We start from the raw sequence: 17729 nt of genomic DNA, 5'->3' as shown, positions 1-17729 counted from the left end.
TCAGCGCTGAAGGGGAATTCATGTCTGCCGCGATCGTCGTCCTTGCCGCCGGGCAGGGCAAACGTATGCATTCCAACCTGCCGAAAGTCATGCACCGCGTGGCTGGCAAGCCCATGGTCGAACACGTGCTCGATGCCGCCGCCGAAGTGGCGACGGCCACGCCGGTGGTGGTCTACGGCCACGGCGGGCAACGCCTGCGCGAAGGCCTTGCGCATCGCAATCTCGCCTGGGCCGAGCAGGCTGAACAGCTGGGCACCGGCCATGCAGTGGCGCAGACGCTCGACCAGTTGCCGGCGCAGGGCCTGGTGCTGATTCTTTACGGCGATGTGCCGCTGCTGCGCGCGTCGTCGCTGGCGGGCCTGCTCGACGCCGCCGCTGAAAGCGGCTTCGCCGTGTTGACGGTCACCATGACCGACCCCAGCGGTTACGGGCGCATCCTGCGTGACGCGGCCGGCAACGTGGCGCGCATCGTCGAACACAAGGACGCCACGGCCGTGGAACTTGAAATCGCCGAAATCAATACCGGCATCATGGCTATCGACGCCGCGCACCTCAAACGCTGGATCCCGAAACTCGGCAACAGCAACGCCCAGGGCGAGTATTACCTGACGGACTGCGTCGAGATGGCGGTCAGCGAGGGCATCGCCGTCAAACGCGTGCACATCGACGACGCCGATGAAGCGATGGGCGTGAACAACCGCCGCCAACTCGCCGAGGTCGAGCGCATTCATCAAACCCGCATCGCCAACGCGCTGCTCGACGCGGGCGTGACCTTGATGGACCCGGCGCGCATCGACGTGCGCGGTGAGCTGATCTGCGGACGCGATGTCGTCATCGACGTCAACGTGGTGTTCGAAGGCCGCGTGGTGCTGGGCGACAACGTGCGCATCGGCCCCAACAATTTCATCGCCAATGCCAGCATCGGTGAGGGCGTGGAGATCCTGCCCAACTGCGTGATCGAGTCGGCCACCATCGGCGCGGTGTCGCGTATCGGGCCTTTTTCACGCGTGCGTCCCGAAACCAATCTCGGTCGCGACACGCATATCGGCAATTTCGTCGAGATCAAGAAATCCGATATCGGCGAAGGGAGCAAGGTCAATCACCTGGCCTATGTCGGCGACGCCGAGATCGGCCGCGCGGTGAATGTTGGCGCCGGCACCATCACCTGCAATTACGATGGCGCTTTCAAGCACAAGACCATCATCGAGGACGACGTGTTCGTCGGCTCGGATACCCAGCTGGTGGCGCCGGTGCGCATCGGCAAGGGTGTGACCATCGGTGCCGGCACCACCGTCACCGATGATGTTGAAGCGGACAAGCTGGTCATCAGTCGCGTGCGCCAAAAGACCATCAGCGGCTGGCAGCGGCCGCGCAAGCCAAAGAAATAAGCCCGCGTCGTCGTCGACGATGCGACGGATCGGAATCGTAAAACCTGCTTGAAGGAGAAGGTATGTCGACCTTACCGGCCACCGCGGATCTCTATGACACCCATGGTGAGAAATTACGAGTCCTGGCGCCAATTTTTCGCGACTTCGGCGGCTTGCAAACGTTCGCCGGGCCGGTGGTGACGCTGAAGGTGTTCGAAGACAACAGTCTTGTCAGGGCCGCGCTCGAAGAACCCGGACAGGGCCGGGTGCTGGTGGTCGACGGCGGCGGCTCGCTGCGTTGCGCACTGGTGGGCGACAACCTGGCGGCGCTCGGGCACAAGAATGGCTGGGCCGGTATCGTGGTCTACGGTTGCATCCGCGATGCCGCGCCCATCGGCGGTATTGCCATCGGCGTGAAGGCCATTGCCACCAATCCGCGCAAGAGCGTCAAGAAAGGCGAAGGCGAGCGTGACGTGACGCTGCGTTTTGCCGAAGTGGTGATCGCACCGGGCGACTACCTTTACGCCGACATCGATGGCGTAGTGCTGGCGGACAAGCAGTTGCATTGAGCTGCAGGTGCGAATGAATCCGCACCAGTGGAAACGCCGTGAATTTTCGTGAGGATGCCGTCATGACCAACGCATTCAAAGTGGCTTGCGTGCAGAACTGCGCGACCAATGACATGGCGGCCAACCTCGCTACCGTCGAGCGCCTGGTGCGCGCGGGTCACAGCCAGGGCGCGGCGCTGGTCTGTCTTCCCGAGTTCTTCTGTAATCTCGAGCCCGCCGACGGCAGTTATTACGACAACGGCTATGACCTTGATGCGCATCCGGCGCTGGCCGCCATGCGCGAACTCGGACGCGAACTCGGCCTGTGGCTGTTGCTGGGCTCCATGCCGGTCAAAGCCGACGCACGCAAGGTCCACAACCGCTCCCTGGTTCTCAACCCAAAGGGTGAGCTCGTCGCCAGCTACAACAAGATTCACCTGTTCGATGTCGCCATCAAGGATGGCCAGAGCTACAAGGAATCGAATGGCGTCGCGGCCGGTGGTGAGGCGGTAATCGCGCCCCTGCCGTGGGGCGGGTTGGGTCTCACCATCTGCTACGACGTACGCTTTCCGCACCTGTACCGACGGCTCGCCCAGCACGGCGCCAGTTTCGTGAGTATCCCCGCGGCATTCACCGCCAAGACCGGCGCCGCCCATTGGCATACGCTGGTGCGGGCGCGCGCCATCGAGACCGGTTGCTACGTGTTCGCGCCCGGTCAGTGCGGCACGCGTCCGTGGGGGCGCGCGACCTACGGTCATTCCTTGATCGTCGACCCATGGGGAACGGTGCTGGCCGACGGGGGAGATGAAGAAGGCGTGATCGTGGCTGAAGTCGACCCGGCGCGGGTCGCGGAAGTGCGACGCATGATCCCAGCGCTGGAGCATGACCGCGACATCGTCGGACCGTCCGCATAGGCCATCGTCTTTTCACTTACACGCACGCGAAAAGTTCAGGACTTGTTCACTGCCGCGCCGCTAGCTTGCGGCCCATGCATGGCATGGCGCGACAAGGCGAGAGAAGAGGGCGGGGCTGCGTATCCCGCGCCAGGGCCCTGCGCTATCATTCCTGCATGCGGTTATTTTTCCGCCCGTTCGTGATTGCCTCGCTGATGACCTTGGCGTGCGCTGCGCATGGCGTCGAGAGCGAATCTTCGAACGCCGACTCGGTCGACGTGGTCGAGGATGCCGGCGCCGCCGCGCGCCAGGCGGTGGGCATGACCGGCGGGCGGGTGCTCGACGTGCAAAAGCGCTTCTTCGGCGAACGGGCGATGTACGTCGTCAAGGTGTTGCTCGGTGACGGTCGTGTCAAAGTCGTCGAGGTCGAAGCCAACCCCACTTCCGCACCGGACTTCATGGAACGCTGATGCGCATACTGGTCATTGAAGACGAAGAAACTCTGCGGGCCCAACTGGTCGAGCGCCTGCGGCGCGAGGGTTACGCCGTCGATGAGACCGGTTCCGGTCGCGAGGGCGAGTTCTTCGGACTCGAATATCCCATCGATGCGGCGATCGTCGACCTCGGGCTGCCGGATCTGCCGGGTTCGTCCATCATCGAATCCTGGCGCAAGCACAAGCGCAAGTTCCCCGTCCTGATCCTGACCGCACGCGGTCGCTGGGAGGACAAGGTCGCCGGTCTCGAACTCGGCGCCGACGACTACCTGGTCAAGCCTTTCTACCACGAGGAATTGCTGGCACGCTTGCGCGCGCTGCTGCGTCGGGCGGCGGGCTGGAGCCAGTCGCGCATCGAGGTCGGGCCATTGGTCATGGACCTCGGCACCAAGCGAGTCAGCGTCGATGAGCGCGAACTCGAACTGACCGCGCTCGAATTCAAGGTGCTCGAATTCCTGATGCTGCGCACCGACGACGTCATCTCCAAGTCGGAACTGACCGAGCATCTGTACGAAGATGATTCCGAGCGCGACAGCAATGTGCTGGAAGTCATCATCGGCCGCTTGCGCAAGAAGATCGATCCCGACCGCGTGCTGAATCCCATCGAGACCATTCGCGGACAGGGCTATCGTCTGCGCCTCGGCAAGCGCGACGTCGACGCCTGACGTTTCCTTTCTCGTGACACCGCGATGACCTCACTGCGCACGCGGGTCTTGTTGAGCGCCAGTGTCGTACTGGTGACGGCCCTGGGCTGCGCCAGTGTGCTGCTGGACCGGGCGTTTCGCGAGAGCGCGCTGAATGCGGTGGAAGATCGCTTGCGCGGCCGCATCTACATGCTGATAGGCGCGGCCGATTTCGACGCGCCGTCGACGCGGCCGCTGGTCGGCGAATTGCCGGACTCGACGCTGTCCATGCCCGGCTCCGGCAACTACGTGCGCATCCTTTCCGATAACGGCAAGACCCGTTGGCAGAGTCGCTCCCTGCTCGGCTTGAGTTTGCCCCTGCCGCGCCGCATACAGACCGGCACCTGGCGACTCGAGCGCACCACCACCTCGGCCAATGAAGGCTTGTTCTCGCTGGGCTACGCCATCCTGTGGGAAGGCGCGGGCAAACGTAAGGCGCGACAGTTCGTGATCCAGGCCTGCGAGAACGAAAACCTCTACCTGAGCACCGTCACGCGCTTTCGTCGCAGCCTGTGGATGTGGTTCGCGGGCCTGAGCGTCGGCCTGCTGGTGGTGCAAACCTTGAATCTCAACTGGGGCCTGCGGCCGCTGCGCAGCGTGGATGACGAAGTGCGCGAAATCGAGGCCGGCAGCCGCGAAGCGATCACGGGCACCTACCCCAAGGAATTGCAGTCGCTGACGCGCAATCTCAATCGACTGCTCAGACACAATCGCGAGAGCCTGCGACGCTACCGCAACGCGCTGGGCGATCTCGCGCATTCCATCAAGACGCCGTTGGCGGTCCTGCGCAACGAATTCTCGGCCGAGCACCAGGAGATCGCGCGCGAGGTGGCGAGCGAACAGCTGGGCCGCATCGATCGCACGGTCGAATACCATCTGCATCGCGCGGCGGCCGCCGGACGTTCGCTGCTGGCGCCGCCCTTGATGGTGGAACCGGTGGCCCTGCGCCTGCTCGATACGCTGCGCAAGGTACATGCCCATCGCAACCTGGAACTGGTGGCGGAACTCGATTCCCAGGCCGTGTTTTTCGGCGACGAGGGTGACCTCATGGAAATCATCGGCAACCTCGCGGACAACGCCTGCAAGTGGGCCCGCACGCGGGTGGTGGTCAAGGCGACACGTGGCAAGTCCGCCAATGGTGCGCCGCGCCTGGAACTCGAAATCGTCGACGACGGTCCGGGCATCGCGGAGAACCAGCTCGAGCTGCTGGTCGAGCGCGGCACGCGCCTTGATCAATCGGTCGAGGGGCATGGCATCGGGCTGGCCATCGTGCGCGATATGGTCGAGGACATCTACAACGGCAGACTGTCCTTCGAATCCTCTGCCGCCGGCACGCACGCGCACGTCGAAATCGAATTCGGCTAAAGGCAGACGCCGCTGACGCTCTCGCGAGGGGCGTGGGCATTGGCTATACTGCCGCCTTCCCTTCGCACTCGAGTTTTATGGCCAAATCCAGCGCTCCCATCAACGCCGACGCGCCCATCATCGTCAGCGGCCGCCAGCAATCGAGCTACAGCTACGACGAATTGATCGGCTGCAGCCACGGCCAGTTGTTCGGCGCTGGCAATGCGCAGTTGCCGTCACCGCCGATGTTGATGTTCGATCGCATCACGCACATCGACGACACCAGCGGCAAGTACGAGCGTGGCCTGATGACCGCCGAGCTCGATATCCGTCCGGATCTCTGGTTCTTCCAATGTCACTTCGACAATGACCCGGTCATGCCGGGCTGTCTCGGCCTCGACGCAATGTGGCAACTGGTAGGATTTTTCCTGGCGTGGAAAGGCGGACTGGGACGCGGGCGCGCACTCGGTGGCGCCGACATCCAGTTCACCGGTCAGGTCACGCCCGACAAGAAGCTGGTGCGTTACACCGTCGATATTCGCCGCATCATCGCGCGCGGCCTGGTGATGGGCATCGCCGATGCGACCATGGAGGTCGACGGCAAGTTGATCTACACCGGTTCCAACCTGCGCGTCGGACTGTTCACCGCCGACCAGCTCTGATTGCTCGCGGCCGCGCCGCGCCTTGCGTCGGCGAGGCGCGCATTCAGCCGCGCGCAACTAGCCGCATGTCGCCAGCGCCGCGCTCACCGCGTCCAGCGTGTGGGCGATTTCCGCATCTCCATGCGCCGAGGAAACGAAACCGGCTTCGAAGGCCGATGGCGCCAGGTTGACACCCTGCTCGAGCATGGCGTGGAAGAAGCGTTTGAAACGCTCGACGTCACACGCCATCACCCGCGCGAAACTGTCGACCGGATGCTCGCTGAAGAACAGTCCGAACATGCCACACACGTGGTTGGTCACCAGCGGAATGCCGGCGGCCCTGGCGCGTGCTTCGATGCCTTCGCACAGCTTGCGGGTCTGTGCGGCAAGGCGCGTATGGAAACCCGGCTGGCTGATGAGATCCAAGGTCGCCAGGCCGCAGGCCATGGCCAAGGGATTTCCCGACAGGGTGCCGGCCTGGTAGACCGGCCCCAGCGGCGCGAGCTTGTCCATGTTGACGGCGGGGCCCGCCACCGCGCCCACCGGCAGACCGCCGCCGATGACCTTGCCCAGCGTGGTGAGATCCGGCGTGATGTTGTAGAGCACCTGCGCGCCGCCGGCATGCACGCGAAAACCCGTCATCACTTCATCGAAGATGAGAATCGTGCCGTGACGCGCCGTGACCTTGCGCAGCGTTTCCAGGAAGCCCGGCGCCGGCGGAATGCAATTCATGTTGCCGGCCACCGGCTCGACTATCACGGCGGCGATGCTGTCGCCGAATTGCGCGAAGGCGCGCTCGACTTCCGCGCTGTCGTTGTAGGTCAACGTGGTGGTGAGTTCCGCCAGCGCGGCGGGCACGCCGGGTGAGGTCGGTACGCCCAACGTCAAGGCGCCGGAGCCCGCCTTCACCAGCAAGGAATCAGCGTGGCCGTGGTAGCAGCCTTCGAACTTGACGATACGGTCGCGACCGGTAATGCCTCGCGCGAGGCGAATGGCGGTCATGGCAGCCTCGGTGCCGGAACTGACCATGCGTACTTTTTCGGCGCTCGGAATGAGGGCGATTATGCGCTCGGCGAGCGTGGTTTCGAGTTCGTTGGGGGCGCCGAAGCCAAGGCCCTTGGCCAGTTGCGCTGCGACCGCGGCCAGCACCTGCGGGTGGGCGTGACCGACGATCGCGGGGCCCCAACTGCCAATGTAATCGACGTAGCGCTTGCCGTCGGCGTCGGTCAGCCAGGCGCCTTCACCGCTGGTGAAATACAGTGGCGTCCCGCCTACGCCATTGAAGGCACGCACCGGTGAATTGACGCCGCCCGGCAGCACTTTCCGGGCTTGGGCGAACCATGCTTGAGAACGTGTGGTCATGAAGAGTTCCGAATGTCAGGGCTTGAGGTCGGGCGAGAAGGCGGGCGCGAAAGCGCGAGCCGCGGCCGTCACGTCGGGCGCGTCGAATAGCGCGCCGATCACGGCCAGCAGGCTGGCGCCGGCGCTCACCAATGGGCGGGCATTCTCGGCGCTAATGCCGCCTATCGCAACGATGGGGACCGGCAATTCGTCGGCCGCCTGGCGTAACACCGACAAGGGGCAACGCACCGCGTGGGGCTTGGTGGTCGACGGGTAGCAACTGCCGAATGCGACATAGTCCGCGCCGGCTGCCGCGGCGGCGCGCGCCAGGTCCAGGGAGTCGTAGCAAGACACGCCGATGATGCGCGATGCACCGAGCGCGTCACGCGCCGCCGACAAGTCGCCGTCGTCGCGCCCGAGATGGACGCCGGCCGCGCCGACCTCGACCGCGAGTTCCACGGTATCGTTGACGATGAGCGGTACCTTGCGCTGATGACAGGCGGCCACCAGCGCGGCGGCCCGCGCCCGGCGCTCCGCGTGCGAGGCCGTCTTGTCGCGGTACTGCACCAGCGTCACGCCGCCGGCGATGGCGTCGAGTACCCGCTTGACGAGCATGGAAGTGTCGCCCGGATGGTCGGGAGTCAAGGCATACAGGCCGCGGCGGGGCAGGGTCAGTGTCATGATCTCAGGCTCGGTGTGCGTCGGGGGATGTGCTGGCAACTGCCGGGGCGCCAGGCGTTGGCGACCGCGCGGTGGACGAACCGTTGCCCTTCGTCAACGGCCTGGCGCACCGACCGGCCCTGGGCAAGGCCACACGCAATCGCGGTGGCCAAGGTGCAACCGGTGCCGTGGTAGTCGCCGTCGAAACGTGCCATGGCGAAATCTTTCGACCGTGCCGTCTTGGCTGTGAAGCTGGTTGACGATGTCGTGGCCGGCGCCCAAGGCGTCGGTGACGAGCACGTGCGCACAGCCGCCCTCTAGCAGCCGCCGGACGGCGCTGCCCAGCACTTCGCTGGCGCCGAAATGGAGCACTTCCTGGCGATTCGGCGTCAGCACCGTGGCGCGCGGCAGCAGGTGGCGCAGGAAGCTTTCTTCCATGCGTGACTGGACCAGCATGCCGCCCGAACCGGCGCGCAGCAGGGGGTCGATGACCAGCGGAAGGCCGGGCAGGCGCCGCGCCAACAATAGCGCCAGCGCTTCGCACAGTTCGGCGGTCGGCAACAGGCCGAGTTTGCAGGCTCGCACCGGGAAATCCTGCAGCAGCAGCTCGATCTGGGCAATGAGGTCGTCGGCGTCGGCGGCTGCCACGCGCTGCACCTTCGAGGTGTTCTGCGTGGTCCAGGCGCTGACCACGGTCAGGGCCAGGCAGTCGAACGCCGCCGCGGTCTCAATATCGGCCTGAATGCCGGCCGTGCTGGGGTCATGGCCACCGATGCACAGCACGATGGCCGGAGGATTTGTCGCTGATGGGCTGTCCATGGTCAGAACGGCTGCAGGATGACCAGTACCACCGCGCCCACCAGCACCAGCACCGGCGCTTCGTTGAGCCAACGGTAGTACACATGGCCGTGCCGATTGTCGTCACTCGCGAAGCGCCGCAGCACACGCCCGAGGTACAGGTGGTAAGCGACCAGCGCAATCACCAGCGCCAGCTTCAGATGCAGCCAGCCGGCGTGCGAGAACCAGTCGGCGCCGCGCAGCCACACCAGCCATACACCCGACACCAGGGTCAGCAGCCCGCCGGGGGTCATGATGCCACGGTACAGCTTGCGTTCCATGATCTTGAAGCGGGCAATGCCGGGCGCGTCCTCGGTCATGGCGTGATAGACATACAGGCGCGGCAGGTAGAACAAGCCGGCGAACCAGGTCACCATGAAAATCACATGAAAGGCCTTGACCCACGCGTACATACGGCTGCTCTTGTGGCTGGAACGGCAATTCTACGACGGGACGGCCGGCCCGGGGCCGACGGGCGACATGCGGTGATTGACCGCCACGGCATAGACGGCTAAGTTTCGGGCCGACTCCGCAAGCGCCCATCAGATCGCGTTGGGCGCGGCGACACCTCCTTGCCCGCGCTCGTCGCCCAACAACGACTCCGGAATGCACCCACAATCGCTCCCACTGATGGACGGCCAGATCGAGCGCGACGCCCGCAATACGGCCGGTAAGTGGTGCGCTCGATGAAGCTGGTCATCAAACAGCACCGTCCAATGCGCCGTGTGCTGCTTGGCGCCGGTATCGTGGTGCTTACCCTGTCGCTGGTGGCGCTCTTGACGGATTTCGGGCAATGGCGCTCGTTGGCCCGCGCCATGGTGCCAAATGTCGGCAATCGCGTGGCCGGCGATGAACTTACGCGGCTACGCGAGGAAAATTCGAATCTGCGCTACGAGGTGGCACGCCTCAAGCGCGGCGAGCAGATCGACAAATCGGCCCGCAGCGACAACCATTTGCAATTCATGCAGATGCAGGCCGAGCTCGCGCGGCTCAAGGCTGACATCAAATTCTACCGCGACGTGGTGGGGGCTTCGGAGGTTGATGATGGGGCGCAGATCAAGGGCATCCAGCTCAAGCCCCTGGATACCCCGGGGCGATTCGGTTACCGCCTGGTGTTGGCGCACATCGATGAAAACGACAAGGAAGCCCAGGGCTCGATTCGCATCGCCGTCAAGGGCGAACTGAAAGGCCAGACCAAGGCGCTGGCGCAGGGCGAGATCATCGAGTCCGGTTCGGACAGCCTCAATTTCAAATTCAAGCATTTCCGCATGTTCGAGGGCTCGCTGAAGCTGCCGGATGGCTTCATTCCGCGCCAGATCAGCGTGGCGGTGCAGAGTAGAATCCCGATCGCGAGTTCATCGTCGGAAACTTACGACTGGACCGCCGTGCAGAACTGAGGAAAGGGCACATGCTGGGCAGAAACAAAAAGCGCAAACCGTCGAAAATCGACTCCCTGATTGGTCACCAATCGCGGGTGGTGGGAGATATCCGGTTCGGCGGTGGGCTGCACGTCGACGGTCAAATCAAGGGCAACGTTGCTTCGGACGGCGACGACAAGGCGACCCTCACCGTCAGTGATCGTGGCGCCATCGAAGGCGAGGTGCGGGTGCCCTACATCATCCTGAACGGCGTGGTGCGCGGCGATGTCTACGCCACCGAGCATGTCGAGCTGGCATCCAGCGCTCGGGTCGAAGGCGACGTCTACTACGCGCTCATCGAAATGGCGATGGGCGCGGAGGTCAACGGCAAACTGGTGCGCATTTCCGAAGTGCATCGCGCGCCGCTGGCACTGGATCACGATGGCCGGGGAGCGAAAGCCGAGGCCGAATACGAATAGGCACAGCCCGCCCGAGGTTGAATAGTGTGAGAGCAGACACTACCTTGGCGTCGTCAGGGCCCAGATTTCATAGGTAATCAGCGCGATGGAAGTCCAGGAAGAGAGCACTCTCGTTTTCACCAATTCGGCCGCCAACAAGGTGCGCCAGCTGATCGACGAAGAGGGCGATCAGAGCCTCATGCTGCGCGTGTTCGTGTCGGGCGGCGGCTGTTCGGGGTTCCAATACGGATTCACCTTCGACCAGAACGAGACCGAGGGCGACACCGTGGTCGAGAACCAGGGCGTCAAGTTGCTGGTCGACCCGATGAGCGTGCAATACCTGATGGGCGCTGAAATCGATTACACCGAAGGCCTGGAAGGCTCGCAGTTCGTGATCCGGAACCCCAACGCCACCACCACCTGCGGCTGCGGCTCGTCCTTCTCGGTCTGAATCGCTCGCGCGACCGGCGTCCTGACCTGGGCCGCACACCGCGGCTCGGTTCCCGGCGGCGAGTTGGTCGCCCCCTTGGCCATCCAGAATCCCTCCGGCGCGCCGCTACCAAGCCTTGAACCGCCGCCGGCGTGCGTCGTGGTTCCAATTTGCAAATGTTTGCGCATGCCTCGTTGAACCATCACGGTCATGTGCCACCTTACCGGGGTCTGGATAGCATGACGGCTGCTCCCATGTCGGCATTGAGTCGCTGCGTCGCGTTTTCGTTGTTGCTGCTAGCGCTGGGCGCGACGTCCGCGTGGGCGGCCGATGCCGATGTCGAAGCGCAACGGCATTATGAGCGGGCGCTCGCTTCCTATGCGAAGCGCGATTTCGACACCGCCGTCATCGAACTCAAAAATGCCATCCAGGCCGACCCGGCCAAACTTGCGCCCCACGTGCTGCTCGCCAAGACCTATCTTGCCCAGGGGCATGCGAGCGAGGCCGAGCGTGAGATCTCGGCTGTCGCCAAGCTCGGCGCCGACCGCTCCCTGACCGTGCCGATACTGGCCAAGGCTTATCTTTTTCAATACCGCGAACGGCAGTTGCTCGATGAATTGTCGGCAGACGGCTTGAGCGACGGCGCACGCGCCGAGTTTTTGCAGGTGCGGGGACAGGCCTTGATCAATCTCGGTGACGCACAGGGCGCCATTGAAGCTTTCGATGCGGTCGAAAAGCTCACTCCCAACAGTGCCCAGCCGCTGATCGGCAAAGCCGTCGCCTCGCTGCGCATGAACCAAATCGACGACGCGGCCGGCTTTGCCGAGCGCGCCGTGCAGCTTGAACCGGGCAATGCCGATGCCTGGAACGTGCAGGCTTCCGTGCTCCACTCGCGCGGTGACATCGTCATGGCGCTGGCCTTGTACGACAAGGCGCTCGGCCTGTCGGCGAACCTGCACGACGCGAGGATTGCGCGCATCGCCATTCGCCTGGCGCAGGGCAAAGATGCCGAAACGGCCGACGATCTCGCCTACGAAGCCGAGCACAATCCCTTCGATCCGCGACCGGCCTATCTGCGCGCGGTGCGCTTTGCTCGCAGAGATGATGTCCACGGCGCCAATTCGGCGCTGGCGGAAGCCAACGTCCTGCTCGAGAACATCAGTTCCGAGGCCGTGAACAATAATTGCCAGTTGCTTGACCTTGCGGGGTCGGTCAACTACGCACTGGGGCGTTTCGAACAGGCGCGCGACTATTACCAAGTGTGCCTGAATACCAATCCGAAGTTGGCCGACGTTCGCAAGAAGCTCGCCACTACTTTGCTGGCCTTGCGTGACCCCGGCCGAGTGCTGGAAGTTCTGGAGGACGAGCGCAGCCTGGGCTCCGACGACCCGGAAATGCTGACCTTGCTGGCGAATGCCTGGATGGCCAAGGGCGATGCGGAGAAGGCCACTCGGCTGTTACAGCAGGCCACCACGCTGTCGGGCACGGACAACACGGCGCGCAAAACCCTGGCCTTTCATCAAATCTACAGCGGTGACGCGGCCAAGGCCGAAAAAGAACTGTCGTCCGTGCTTGCGGCCGACCCGCAGGATCCCCAAGCGCGTTTGTTGATGGCTGTTCTGCACAATCAGCATGGCGAGTACGGCAAGTGCATCGAGCTGTTGAAGCCGTTGCTGGACAAAGATCCCGACAACGTCGTGCTCCTCAATTTCATGGCCGTCGCGGAAAGTGCGATGGGGGAGCGCAAGCGCGCTCGCGAACGCCTCGAAAAGGCGCTTGCCAAGCTGCCGGCCTTCGTCCCCGGCATCATCAACCTTGCGCGCCTGGACGTCGCGGATGGCAACATTCCGGCCGCCACCAAGCGCTTGGGCGAGGCCAGCAAGCTCTATCCCGGCAGCCCCGACCTGTTGCTGGAACTGGCGCATTTGCTTGCTGATTCAGGTCAGCGTGATGAGGCCATCAAACTGCTTGATTATGGGCGCAAGCTCGCTACTCCCGGGCCGGCGGAGATGCCGCCGTCAAGCGCAAAGACTACGCGTGACACGTCAACGAAACCGCCATCGGACAAGTCAGCTGGGGAGTCCGGGGCAGAGACTACCTCACAGCCCAGCGCGGTTGCGCAATCCATGGACGTGCGCTGCTACCTCGCCGAGTTGTTGCTCGCGGCCGGTCGCCACGAGGAAGCGATAGCCGTCATTGCTGAAATCGAGAAACAGGCGCCGGAAGACTTGAGAACTTACGAACTGCGGGTGCGTGCGGCGCTGGCGGCTGGCAAGCGCGAATCCTTGCGCAGCACGCTCAAAAGAATGTCGGACATGGCTGGTTTTGATTCCGCCTGGTTGCTGAGGATCTCCACCCTGCAACGACAGATTGGCAGTCCGGAAGATGCTCAATATTCCCTTGCCAAGGCCGATCAGGGGCGTCCGGACGATTTGCCGGTGCTGGTGGCGCTGACCAGTCTTGCCATCGACCAAGGCAAATTCGAGCGTGCCGATGAATACCTCAAGCGGCTGTTGGCCAAGTGGCCTGACGAAATCATGAGTCATCGCCTGGCCGGCGACCTGGCGCTGCGGCGTGGCAATGGAATCGCGGCTGCCGAAAGCTACCAGAAACTCCTCGCGCGCATGCCATCCCTCGAATCGGTCGAATTGGTCACCCGTGCCTGGGGCGTCGCAGGTCGCGGTCAGGAGGCCATCAAGACGGTCACGGCCTGGATCGATGCGCATCCCAAGGACATTGCCGCGCGCAAGCTGCTGGCCGATGTTCACCTGGCTGAGAAGACCCCGGTCAAGGCGCGCGAGGTGTATGAGCGTCTGGTGCAGGAAAACCCCGATGACGCCGCATGCCTCAACAACCTGGCCTACCTCGCGGAAATCACCGCGGTGCCGGCTGCAGCGCTGGACTATGCCAAGCGCGCGCATGCCGTGGCGCCGACAGACCCCAACATCAACGACACGCTCGGCTGGATCCTCGTGCGCCACGGCCGGGCGGAAGAGGGCCTGCGCTATTTACGCGAGGCGGATACCCTGCTCGCCGATTCGAGTGTCATCAAGTTTCATCTCGCCCAGGCGCTGGTGGCCGTCAAACAGGAAGCGGAAGCACGAATGGCCCTTGAGGACGCTTTGCGCAGCGGGGTAGTGTTCGACGGGATAGATGAAGCCCGTGCGCTGCTGGCAACGCTCACGGCCAACTAGTTTCGTAAACTCGGGCGTCGACTCACGGACGATAGTCTCGTCCGCTTTCCTCGCCGGTAGAGATCCCCGTCTCAGAATTACGACACGCTCGCGGCTTGCGGGCGGCATATGTAAGATTTTGATTTTTATTAAAAAAATGATTTTTTGGTCGCGCCAACCGCTACATCCGATGGAGCTTTCTGTCCGAAATTCTTACATTCGCGCCGGAAAACGTCGGCCGCATTTTTGCAGGCCATTGATCTATAGGAAAATTATCCTCTGGCCTGGATATTGCAAAAACAACGCAAAAGATGTGCGCCTGAAATGCGTCCACTCTCGGGAGCTACAAAACTCATGAAGTCGATTCGCTACATTCCCGCAACGGCACTCGCGCTGTGCGCGTCGTTGCTCACGATCACCCTGCCGGCGTTCGCCGCATTCTCAGGTTCGGCAACGCTTCGCGTGGGGGCAGGAGCCAGTTCAACTTGCCCGACCGGTGGCTGTTTTACTTATGGTAACGAGGTGAATGCCCTGGGTTCCGGCAACACCATCAGCATTTACGAGAACTCGGCCAGCCAGGAAGTCTCCGCTTCGCACAACAAGCCGCTGCTGCTAATCCTCGCCATTCCGAATCAGACGACCAATTACTTCGCTTCGAATCCGATAACCAACGTCACTTTCTACAACCCTTATCCGGACACGTTCAACACCAATGCCGGCGTTGCCGGTTCTTCGTTCATTCCTGCCGCGGGCGTTTACGGCTTGAATGGTCCGGGGACCGAGGTTCAGTCGTATTACGGCTCGATGACCAGCAGCAACATCTTACAGCTTTCTCAACTTGGCCGAACCTACCAATAACTCCAACAGCTTTACCAACTTGCAAGCGGCTGAACTGGCCGTCAACGGCATCGTCGCGACGAGTTTTGGCATCCACGTGTTCGCCATCCAGAACGACTCCACTAACCGCATCCTTGCAGCCAGGGGCTTGGCCAACATCACGTTCAATTCCGGGGCCCTGCCGGCGGGTACCTTCGCCATGGCCTACGGCTTCAAGGGCAACTATGCCGCAGGCACGGGCAAAGTGTTCAGTACGCCTTTCACCAATGCCGGGCTGACCCGCGGGGGTGGCGGTCCGACGGGTACGCCCGAGCCGCAGACGCTCAGCTTGTTCGCCCTGGCGCTGAGTGGCGTTGCGCTTCAACGCCGCCGCCGCGGGCGCTTGGCCGCTGCTTCCTGAGAGTTGCTGTTCGCCCTTTCAGAGCAATTCTCTCGAGCGCGGGCGCGCTGCACTCCAGTAGGAAGCGCGGCAGCACCCTCAGCTTTCGGGGGTTGGCCGGTAGACGGCGCCTAGAATCACCGCTTTCCCCGCCGCGCCGGTCGTCACTCGTACCGGCCGAGCCTGCAGACGCATGTAAGCCAGCCAAGCAAAGGCGCTGGCTTCGACCATATCCGGATCGACGCCCACCGAAGCGGTTGACATTACCTCGATCGGAGCAAGCCGGTGGGCGAGCCTGTGCATGAGGTGAGTGTTGCGCGAGCCGCCGCCGCAGATAAGCAGTTTTGCGGTCCAACCCGCCTCCAGCTTTTCCATTTCCCGCGCCAGCGTCTCGACCGTCAGTTCCACCAGCGTGGCCTGCACGTCGTCGGCTCCCAAGGCCGAGAAAATAGGGGACATCGCCAGGACGCGCTCCAGGTAGTCGAGATTGAAAACCTCGCGCCCGGTGCTTTTCGGGCCCGCCATCGCGTAGTACGGGTCGCGCAACAGGGCCATGAGCAGTTCATGATGCGCCGTGCCGGACGCCGCCCAATCTCCGGATTCGTCAAAAGCCTGGCCTCGATGGCGCGCATTCCAACTATCCAGCAGGCAATTGCCTGGACCGGTGTCATAGCCGCTGATGGCAATGTCGGAGGACGCAGGGAGCAGCGACAGGTTTGCGATTCCGCCGATATTCGCGACAGCCAAATTCTCTATCGATGTTCTAAGCACCCACTCGTGAAAAGCAGGCACCAGCGGCGCGCCTTCTCCTCCGTAGGCAATGTCCATCGAACGAAAATCGGCGACGGTCATGATGCCCGAGCGAGCCGCGATGACCGCCGGGCTGCCGATTTGGATGCTATACGGCCATTCAGCTCGCGGCGCGTGCCGAAGCGTTTGTCCATGGCTGCCAATGGCAACCACCGATGCGTGGTGCACGCCGCAGCGGTCAAGCAACTGCAAGGCAGCATTCGCGAACCATTCGCCTACTTCGATATTCAGAGAAGCGATTTCATGTAGGCTGAGCCGCATATCCGGCGAGATTGCAGCATGCAATCTTCGATGTAACGATTCTGGGTAGGGGTGAGTCAGGCTGCCCAAGGTACGGCAGCGACCATCGGCGATTTCAATCAGGACGGCGTCTACGCCGTCCATGCTGGTGCCGGAGATCAGTCCCAGAAAGAGCCCGTCACCACTGGAATCTGGCGCTGATAATTTCAATTCGGCGAGTTGCTGTCAGCGGCTTGCAAATACTTGGTCGATTCGAGCTGCGCCACGTAGGTCTTGTGCGAGTTGTCATGCTTCGCAACCAGCACGTCGAGTTGATCGAGCAGAGGTGCGGAGCGTTGACGGAAGTCTGCCATGTAGCGTTTTTCAATTGGCAGGCGCGGCAGGACTACTTTCAAAGGGATCACGATGCACACCTTTGATACGGAATTCGTAATGCAGGTGCGGCCCGGTAGCGAGACCCGTTTGACCGACGTAACCGATAATCTGGCCTTGGTTGACGAAGCTGCCACGCTTGATTCCGCGTGCGAATCGCGAGAGATGTCCGTAGAGCGTGCTGTAGGAATCGCCGTGCCGGATCTCGACCAAGTTTCCATAGCCCGGCCCTATTCCAACTGAAAGAATCTTTCCGTCTGCAGTGGCGCGCACAGGCGTTCCGACAGGAGCTGCGTAATCGACACCCCGATGAGCGCGAATGGTATTCAGGATCGGATGCCGACGTGCCAACGTGAACCCCGAGCTGATGCGGGTAAATTTGACCGGCGTGCGCAGGAAGGTCTTATGCATCGCTTCGCCCTTGTCCGAGTAGTAAGACGAACGTCCATCCGGCCCGGTATACAGAACAGCGCGCATGCGCTTGCCCTGATTGACGAATTCAGCAGCGAGAATTCTGTCCTGCTTGACCAGTTGTTGGCCTTTATAAACTTCTTCGTAGATCACACTGAAGTGGTCGTTGGGCTGTAAATCGAGAGCAAAGTCGATATCCCATCCAAAAATATCGATGAGCTTCATGATGACGCCGTCGGACAAACCGACTTTCTGTCCATCGACGAACAGCGACTGTGTAATTGTGGTGGTCGCGGCAGTGACCTTGATATCCGGCTCGATGGAATCCACCCGGGCGACGTAACCGTTGTCCGCGCGCACGATGTTGAGCGAATTGAGTTGGTCGAGTTCGAGGACCATCTCGTCCACCGAGGAATCTTCGATGCGAAAGCGGAGAATCTGCCCGGGGCGCAG

20 protein-coding genes (1 of these 20 running past the window's edge) are annotated in these 17729 nt (G+C 62.6%); 13 read left to right on the top strand and 7 right to left on the bottom strand.

Annotated features, from left to right (window positions below; genetic code table 11):
- The first annotated feature begins 20 nt into the window (after window positions 1-20).
- The 7 genes from glmU (at window position 21) to fabA (ending at window position 5991) form a co-directional block, all read left to right on the top strand.
- Window positions 21-1388: a bifunctional UDP-N-acetylglucosamine diphosphorylase/glucosamine-1-phosphate N-acetyltransferase GlmU gene (glmU, locus tag IPM80_15680; GenBank protein MBK8959812.1), complete on the top strand. Its 1368-nt coding sequence runs from the start codon at window positions 21-23 to the stop codon at window positions 1386-1388.
- A gap of 62 nt (window positions 1389-1450) precedes the next feature.
- Window positions 1451-1936, top strand: coding sequence for a ribonuclease E activity regulator RraA (gene rraA / locus IPM80_15675; GenBank protein MBK8959811.1), 486 nt, complete (start codon window positions 1451-1453; stop codon window positions 1934-1936).
- Between the two features lie 62 nt (window positions 1937-1998).
- Window positions 1999-2829: a carbon-nitrogen hydrolase family protein gene (locus IPM80_15670; GenBank protein ID MBK8959810.1), complete on the top strand. Its 831-nt coding sequence runs from the start codon at window positions 1999-2001 to the stop codon at window positions 2827-2829.
- A 155-nt stretch (window positions 2830-2984) separates the two neighbouring features.
- Entirely contained in the window at window positions 2985-3278 is a 294-nt protein-coding gene (locus IPM80_15665; protein MBK8959809.1) for a hypothetical protein, read from the top strand.
- Window positions 3278-3967 carry a response regulator transcription factor gene (locus IPM80_15660; GenBank protein ID MBK8959808.1) on the top strand — a complete coding sequence of 230 codons (690 nt, stop codon included), beginning with the start codon at window positions 3278-3280 and terminating at the stop codon, window positions 3965-3967. The genes IPM80_15665 and IPM80_15660 overlap by 1 nt, the downstream gene beginning before the upstream one ends.
- A gap of 24 nt (window positions 3968-3991) precedes the next feature.
- The gene (locus IPM80_15655) at window positions 3992-5350 is read left to right on the top strand and encodes a hypothetical protein (protein MBK8959807.1); all 1359 of its coding nucleotides are present in this window, start codon (window positions 3992-3994) and stop codon (window positions 5348-5350) included.
- Window positions 5351-5427: 77 nt separating this feature from the next.
- Window positions 5428-5991 (top strand): bifunctional 3-hydroxydecanoyl-ACP dehydratase/trans-2-decenoyl-ACP isomerase, encoded by a 564-nt coding sequence (fabA, locus tag IPM80_15650; GenBank protein ID MBK8959806.1) that lies wholly within the window; start codon window positions 5428-5430, stop codon window positions 5989-5991.
- A 57-nt stretch (window positions 5992-6048) separates the two neighbouring features.
- Here fabA and hemL read toward each other — a convergent pair whose 3' ends face one another.
- The 4 genes from hemL to hemJ all read right to left on the bottom strand — a co-directional run bounded on the left by hemL (window position 6049) and on the right by hemJ (window position 9221).
- Window positions 6049-7332 (bottom strand): glutamate-1-semialdehyde 2,1-aminomutase, encoded by a 1284-nt coding sequence (gene hemL / locus IPM80_15645; protein MBK8959805.1) that lies wholly within the window; start codon window positions 7330-7332, stop codon window positions 6049-6051.
- A 15-nt stretch (window positions 7333-7347) separates the two neighbouring features.
- Window positions 7348-7992, bottom strand: a complete 645-nt coding sequence (locus IPM80_15640; protein MBK8959804.1) for a thiamine phosphate synthase — start codon at window positions 7990-7992, stop codon at window positions 7348-7350.
- Window positions 7993-8085: 93 nt separating this feature from the next.
- A complete protein-coding gene (locus tag IPM80_15635; GenBank protein MBK8959803.1) occupies window positions 8086-8790 on the bottom strand; it encodes a bifunctional hydroxymethylpyrimidine kinase/phosphomethylpyrimidine kinase in 705 nt (234 codons plus the stop codon).
- Between the two features lie 2 nt (window positions 8791-8792).
- Window positions 8793-9221, bottom strand: coding sequence for a protoporphyrinogen oxidase HemJ (gene hemJ, locus IPM80_15630; GenBank protein ID MBK8959802.1), 429 nt, complete (start codon window positions 9219-9221; stop codon window positions 8793-8795).
- Between the two features lie 273 nt (window positions 9222-9494).
- On the opposite strand from hemJ, the gene IPM80_15625 reads away from it, so the two are divergent.
- The 6 genes from IPM80_15625 to IPM80_15600 all read left to right on the top strand — a co-directional run bounded on the left by IPM80_15625 (window position 9495) and on the right by IPM80_15600 (window position 15464).
- Complete coding sequence (locus IPM80_15625) at window positions 9495-10205, top strand: hypothetical protein (protein MBK8959801.1); 711 nt, start codon at window positions 9495-9497, stop codon at window positions 10203-10205.
- Between the two features lie 47 nt (window positions 10206-10252).
- Window positions 10253-10645 (top strand): polymer-forming cytoskeletal protein, encoded by a 393-nt coding sequence (locus IPM80_15620; GenBank protein MBK8959800.1) that lies wholly within the window; start codon window positions 10253-10255, stop codon window positions 10643-10645.
- A gap of 85 nt (window positions 10646-10730) precedes the next feature.
- Window positions 10731-11075, top strand: coding sequence for an iron-sulfur cluster insertion protein ErpA (gene erpA / locus IPM80_15615; GenBank protein MBK8959799.1), 345 nt, complete (start codon window positions 10731-10733; stop codon window positions 11073-11075).
- 233 nt (window positions 11076-11308) lie between these two features.
- Window positions 11309-14248 (top strand): PEP-CTERM system TPR-repeat protein PrsT, encoded by a 2940-nt coding sequence (prsT, locus tag IPM80_15610; protein ID MBK8959798.1) that lies wholly within the window; start codon window positions 11309-11311, stop codon window positions 14246-14248.
- A gap of 333 nt (window positions 14249-14581) precedes the next feature.
- Window positions 14582-15085, top strand: coding sequence for a hypothetical protein (locus tag IPM80_15605; GenBank protein MBK8959797.1), 504 nt, complete (start codon window positions 14582-14584; stop codon window positions 15083-15085).
- Window positions 15066-15464, top strand: a complete 399-nt coding sequence (locus tag IPM80_15600; GenBank protein MBK8959796.1) for a PEP-CTERM sorting domain-containing protein — start codon at window positions 15066-15068, stop codon at window positions 15462-15464. Before IPM80_15605 ends, IPM80_15600 begins: the two co-directional genes overlap by 20 nt.
- A gap of 78 nt (window positions 15465-15542) precedes the next feature.
- Here IPM80_15600 and IPM80_15595 read toward each other — a convergent pair whose 3' ends face one another.
- The 3 genes from IPM80_15595 to IPM80_15585 form a co-directional block, all read right to left on the bottom strand.
- Window positions 15543-16637 carry an anhydro-N-acetylmuramic acid kinase gene (locus IPM80_15595; protein ID MBK8959795.1) on the bottom strand — a complete coding sequence of 365 codons (1095 nt, stop codon included), beginning with the start codon at window positions 16635-16637 and terminating at the stop codon, window positions 15543-15545.
- A gap of 62 nt (window positions 16638-16699) precedes the next feature.
- On the bottom strand, window positions 16700-16846 hold the full coding sequence (locus tag IPM80_15590) for a hypothetical protein (protein MBK8959794.1): 147 nt from the start codon (window positions 16844-16846) through the stop codon (window positions 16700-16702).
- A gap of 10 nt (window positions 16847-16856) precedes the next feature.
- A protein-coding gene (locus IPM80_15585; GenBank protein MBK8959793.1) for a peptidoglycan DD-metalloendopeptidase family protein crosses the window boundary here: on the bottom strand, window positions 16857-17729 show its 3' portion. 474 nt of this gene lie beyond the right edge of the window; the window shows 873 of its 1347 coding nt (coding positions 475-1347); its start codon lies off the right edge, out of view — the gene reads right to left on this strand; it ends in the stop codon at window positions 16857-16859.

It is taken from the genome of Pseudomonadota bacterium, assembly GCA_016719885.1.
GTDB lineage: Bacteria > Pseudomonadota > Gammaproteobacteria.
This window is presented reverse-complemented; position numbering and strand designations above follow the sequence as displayed.

Excerpts from the sequence above, each read along its gene's own strand:
- erpA (MBK8959799.1), top strand. The coding sequence starts at position 10,731 with ATGGAAGTCCAGGAAGAGAGCACTCTCGTTTTCACCAATTCGGCCGCC.
- IPM80_15590 (MBK8959794.1), bottom strand. The coding sequence starts at position 16,846 with ATGGCAGACTTCCGTCAACGCTCCGCACCTCTGCTCGATCAACTCGAC.
- IPM80_15670 (MBK8959810.1), top strand. The coding sequence starts at position 1,999 with ATGACCAACGCATTCAAAGTGGCTTGCGTGCAGAACTGCGCGACCAAT.
- hemL (MBK8959805.1), bottom strand. The coding sequence starts at position 7,332 with ATGACCACACGTTCTCAAGCATGGTTCGCCCAAGCCCGGAAAGTGCTG.
- glmU (MBK8959812.1), top strand. The coding sequence starts at position 21 with ATGTCTGCCGCGATCGTCGTCCTTGCCGCCGGGCAGGGCAAACGTATG.
- IPM80_15660 (MBK8959808.1), top strand. The coding sequence starts at position 3,278 with ATGCGCATACTGGTCATTGAAGACGAAGAAACTCTGCGGGCCCAACTG.
- hemJ (MBK8959802.1), bottom strand. The coding sequence starts at position 9,221 with ATGTACGCGTGGGTCAAGGCCTTTCATGTGATTTTCATGGTGACCTGG.
- IPM80_15605 (MBK8959797.1), top strand. The coding sequence starts at position 14,582 with ATGAAGTCGATTCGCTACATTCCCGCAACGGCACTCGCGCTGTGCGCG.
- IPM80_15640 (MBK8959804.1), bottom strand. The coding sequence starts at position 7,992 with ATGACACTGACCCTGCCCCGCCGCGGCCTGTATGCCTTGACTCCCGAC.
- IPM80_15665 (MBK8959809.1), top strand. The coding sequence starts at position 2,985 with ATGCGGTTATTTTTCCGCCCGTTCGTGATTGCCTCGCTGATGACCTTG.
- IPM80_15655 (MBK8959807.1), top strand. The coding sequence starts at position 3,992 with ATGACCTCACTGCGCACGCGGGTCTTGTTGAGCGCCAGTGTCGTACTG.
- prsT (MBK8959798.1), top strand. The coding sequence starts at position 11,309 with ATGTCGGCATTGAGTCGCTGCGTCGCGTTTTCGTTGTTGCTGCTAGCG.
- fabA (MBK8959806.1), top strand. The coding sequence starts at position 5,428 with ATGGCCAAATCCAGCGCTCCCATCAACGCCGACGCGCCCATCATCGTC.
- IPM80_15635 (MBK8959803.1), bottom strand. The coding sequence starts at position 8,790 with ATGGACAGCCCATCAGCGACAAATCCTCCGGCCATCGTGCTGTGCATC.
- IPM80_15625 (MBK8959801.1), top strand. The coding sequence starts at position 9,495 with ATGAAGCTGGTCATCAAACAGCACCGTCCAATGCGCCGTGTGCTGCTT.
- IPM80_15595 (MBK8959795.1), bottom strand. The coding sequence starts at position 16,637 with ATGGACGGCGTAGACGCCGTCCTGATTGAAATCGCCGATGGTCGCTGC.
- rraA (MBK8959811.1), top strand. The coding sequence starts at position 1,451 with ATGTCGACCTTACCGGCCACCGCGGATCTCTATGACACCCATGGTGAG.